The following is a 3716-nucleotide window of genomic DNA, read 5'->3' as shown; positions in this document are numbered from 1 at the left end:
TCCGGTGCCAGCCCCGCGCCGCCGCGGTGGGCGATGAGCAGCGGCCCACCGGCCACCGCCGGGTGGTAGCCGGCTGTAGCCTGGCGGCGGGAGCCGCGGCCGGCCAGGAAGCCGACGCCAGCGGCGCCCAGCGCGCCGAGCACGGCAAGGAAGTCTCTGCGGCCGGGCAGTGCCCTTCCTCCGGAACGAGGGCAGGAACGACCAGCGAAATGCGCGCACGTGGCTGCGCGCACCGGCAAGGTAGAGCCGGGCGGGTACCCTGGCAAACGCCTCGAGACGATCATATTCCAGGCGCGGCTGGTCCGAGGAGCATGCCCGGGGAAAGGGCAAGGCTCTGAGGCTCGGGCTCCCCGTCGGCTGACGCCGCCCTCTGGCTGCAGCTCGGGCGCAGGGGCATATTGGCGCGGCACTCTCTCCCAGGACGCTGCGGAGCCTCCCATGCCCACTCGCAAGACACCGGCGGTCGTGCTGCTGTGCGCGCTCCTCTGGTCCACCTGCCGGCCTGGGCCCCGGGCCGAGCTGTCACCCACCATCGGCCGGCTGCCGACCGGGGCGACGCTGGACCCGGCCGGCCAGTCGGCCACGGTCGGCTCCCTGCCGCTGGCCATGCTGCTCGCGCCCGAGGGCGACCGCGTCGTCCTGCTGCTCAACGGCTGGCGCGAGCAGGGGATCCAGGTCGTGGACCGCGCCACGGGCATCATCCAGCAGACGGTCGAGCAGCCGGCGGCATTCCTCGGAATCGCATTCGGTGAAGGCGGCCGGACCCTGCTCGTCTCCGGCGGCAACCAGGATGTGGTCTACCGCTACGACTGGCATGCCGGCCGCGCCCGACTGCGCGACAGCCTGGTGCTCGCGCCCAAGCACCCGAACTCGGCGGGAAAGCGCTACCCGGCGGGCCTCGCGCCATCGCCCGACCAGCGGATGCTGTACGTCGCCGAGAACCTGGCCGACTCGCTGGCGGTGGTGGAGCTGGCCAGCGGGCGAGTCGTGCAGCGCCTCGCCACCGAGCGCTACCCGTACGGCGTGGCCGTCGCGCCCAATGGGACGGTGTACGTCTCGGCGTGGGGCGGGCATACGGTCTCCGCCTTCGAGCCGCGGCCGGACGGGACGCTGATGGACGCCGGCCGGCTGCGCGTTGCTCGACACCCATCGGCACTACTTCTCAGCGCCGACGGCTCGCGACTCTACGTCGCCTCCGGCAGCACGGACCGGGTCGCGGTGGTGGACACGCGCACGCGACAGGTCATCGGCGAGCTGCTCGATCCGCCGCCATCCGGGCCGGCGGAAGGGAGCACGCCCAATGCCCTCGCGCTCTCCGCCGACGGCAGGCGGTTGTTTGTGGCAGAGGCGGACAACAATGCGGTCGCCGTCTTCGACGTCGACAGCATAGGGCTGGGGCTCGGGCTGGGGCTGGGGAAGGGCGCGGGCCCGAGGCAAGTGTCGGCCGCGGTTGCAGAACCGCAGGTGGGCAAGCTGCTTGGCCGCATCCCGGTCGGCTGGTACCCGAGCGCACTGCTGGTCTCGGGAGATACCCTGCTCGTCGCCAACGGGAAGGGCGCGGGTACGGCGCCCAATCCGGGGCTGCCGCAGCCGCCGGCGGGCACGCCGCGCGCCTCGCGCGAGTACACGCTCGGCCAGCTCTCGGGCACGCTCACAACGATCGTTGCGGCGGGCGCGACGGCGAAGGATCTGGAACACTGGTCGGGCCGCGTCGCCCGCGCCAACCGCTGGGACCGGAAGCCCGACCGGCGCGCCGCTTACCCGCCCTTCGAGCACGTGATCTACATCATCAAGGAGAACCGCACCTTCGACCAGGTACTTGGCGACCTGCCGCAGGCCGATGGCGATAGCACGCTCACGCTCTTTCCGCGCCCGATCAGCCCCAATCACCACGCGCTGGCCGAGCGGTTCGGCATCTTCGACCGCTTCTTCGTCAACGCGGAGGTCAGCGCCGATGGCCACAACTGGTCTACGGCGGCCTACGCGACCGACTACGTGCAGAAGACGGTGCCATCCGCCTATTCCAGCCGCGGCCGCCACTACGATTACGAGGGCTCGAACCGGGGCCTGGGCCGGATCCCGTCGGAGGAAGGCGAGGACGACGTTGCCGAGCCCGCGCTGGGCTACCTCTGGGACCTCGCCCAGCGCGCGGGAATCACCTTCCGCAACTACGGCGAGTTCGTGGTCGAAGGGGAGGCGAAGGAGGCGGACGACCTGCCCAGAGCGTACCGCGGCACGAAACCGTTCCTGGCGGCGCACACGCATCCGACGTTCCCGGGCTACGACCTCACTATCCCCGACCAGAAGCGGGCCGACGTCTGGCTGGCCGAGTTCGCGGAGTTCGTCCAGGCGGGCCGGGTGCCGGCGCTCTCGATCGTGCGCCTGCCCAACGACCACACCTCCGCCGGTCGTGCCGGACGACCCACGCCTGGCGCCTATGTTGCCGACAACGACCTGGCCCTGGGACGGGTGATCGAAGCGCTCTCGCGCAGCCCGTTCTGGAAAAGCACTGTGGTGTTCGTGCTGGAAGACGACGCGCAGAACGGGCCCGACCACGTCGATTCCCACCGTTCGATCCTGCTCGTGATCTCGCCGTACAACCGCGCGGGGGTGTCGCACCGCTGGACCAACACCACGGACGTGATCGCGACCATGAGCGAGATCCTGGGCCTGGGCCGGCTCTCGCAGTTCGACTACTTCGGCCGGCCGCTGCGCGAGATATTCAGGGCCGAGCCCGACCTGACGCCCTACACGGCGCTCGCCCCGGCCGTCTCACTCGACGAGCGCAACCCGAGCGACGGCCCGGGCGCTGAGGCCTCCGCGGAGCTGGACCTGCGCCTCGAAGATCTGGGCGACGACGTCGCCTTCAGCCGCGCGCTGTGGCTCACGGTCAAGGGCAAGGACGCGCCCTATCCGGGCGTGCGCCGGATGCCGGCGCTGGAGTGGAAGCGGGGGCGGTGAACGGGGGTGGAATGAACCAGCCGGAAATGACGCGCGGCCTGAGCTGGCACCTGCGCTGGTCAGTGGCGGGAGGAAGTTTTGGCTTCCTGATGACGGTCCTTTGGGGCGTCGCTTTCCTCGCGCTCAGGCTGCGCTCCTACAACCCGGAGTGGCTCATGTTGGAGGGAAACCTGCTGCACGCTGTCCTGCGAGACTCGAAGCAATGGGTGTTGCCGTTCCTTCCCGCGGGCGTGGTCTCCGGTGCGGCAGCCGGGTGGCTGGTAAGCTTCCGTCCAGACAGTTGGCTGCGGGCAACTCTGATCGCGGGAATGGCACCGGTGGTGGGATACGCGCTCACCACCGCCGTGTTGTTCGCTGCGGCGCTGCCGCGGTGGTCCGGTGGCTACGCGGCGGAACAGGGTATGTTTGTGCTGATGTTGCTGCTCGGTCCGGTTCTCGGCGCGAGTGCTGCGCCGTTCTGGCTGCTCGGCGCAGTCGTCCTGTTCCACTGGCCGATCCGGCGCCTGTCAAGGCGGATGAGACGGCCGGCGGTGGAGAATTAGTGAGCAACCCCCTTTGGTGACCTGCTCCCCTACTGCAGTGCCCAGCGCAGCGAGAGGCTGGCTGCGCCGTAGCGCCAGCCAGGAGTGGCGGCGACTTCAGCGCCGGCGCGGGTGTCGTAGCCTTCCAGCTCGAGGCGCAGCTCCCGGCCGGGCTGAAGGCCCAGGGCGAGCATGGACCAGAGCCGGAACGCGGGCTGCCAGGCACCCGGCTCC

General features: G+C 70.5%; 4 protein-coding genes. 2 read left to right on the top strand and 2 right to left on the bottom strand.

Annotation, left to right across the window (positions count from 1 at the left end; all coding sequences use genetic code 11):
- A partial coding sequence (locus tag HY703_07060; protein ID MBI4544933.1) for a hypothetical protein occupies positions 1-143 on the bottom strand: 143 nt, incomplete at its 3' end.
- 295 nt (positions 144-438) lie between these two features.
- Between HY703_07060 and HY703_07055 the strand changes: the two genes are divergently transcribed.
- Both HY703_07055 and HY703_07050 read left to right on the top strand, forming a co-directional pair.
- Positions 439-2961 carry a bifunctional YncE family protein/alkaline phosphatase family protein gene (locus tag HY703_07055; protein MBI4544932.1) on the top strand — a complete coding sequence of 841 codons (2523 nt, stop codon included), beginning with the start codon at positions 439-441 and terminating at the stop codon, positions 2959-2961.
- 11 nt (positions 2962-2972) lie between these two features.
- The gene (locus HY703_07050; protein MBI4544931.1) at positions 2973-3503 is read left to right on the top strand and encodes a hypothetical protein; all 531 of its coding nucleotides are present in this window, start codon (positions 2973-2975) and stop codon (positions 3501-3503) included.
- A gap of 29 nt (positions 3504-3532) precedes the next feature.
- Here the strand turns inward: HY703_07050 and HY703_07045 are convergent.
- Positions 3533-3716, bottom strand: a 184-nt coding sequence (locus tag HY703_07045; GenBank protein ID MBI4544930.1) for a hypothetical protein, incomplete at its 5' end; no start/stop codon positions are given.

Source organism: Gemmatimonadota bacterium (assembly GCA_016209965.1).
In the GTDB taxonomy this organism is placed as follows: Bacteria; Gemmatimonadota; Gemmatimonadetes; order Longimicrobiales; family RSA9; genus JACQVE01.
This window is presented reverse-complemented; position numbering and strand designations above follow the sequence as displayed.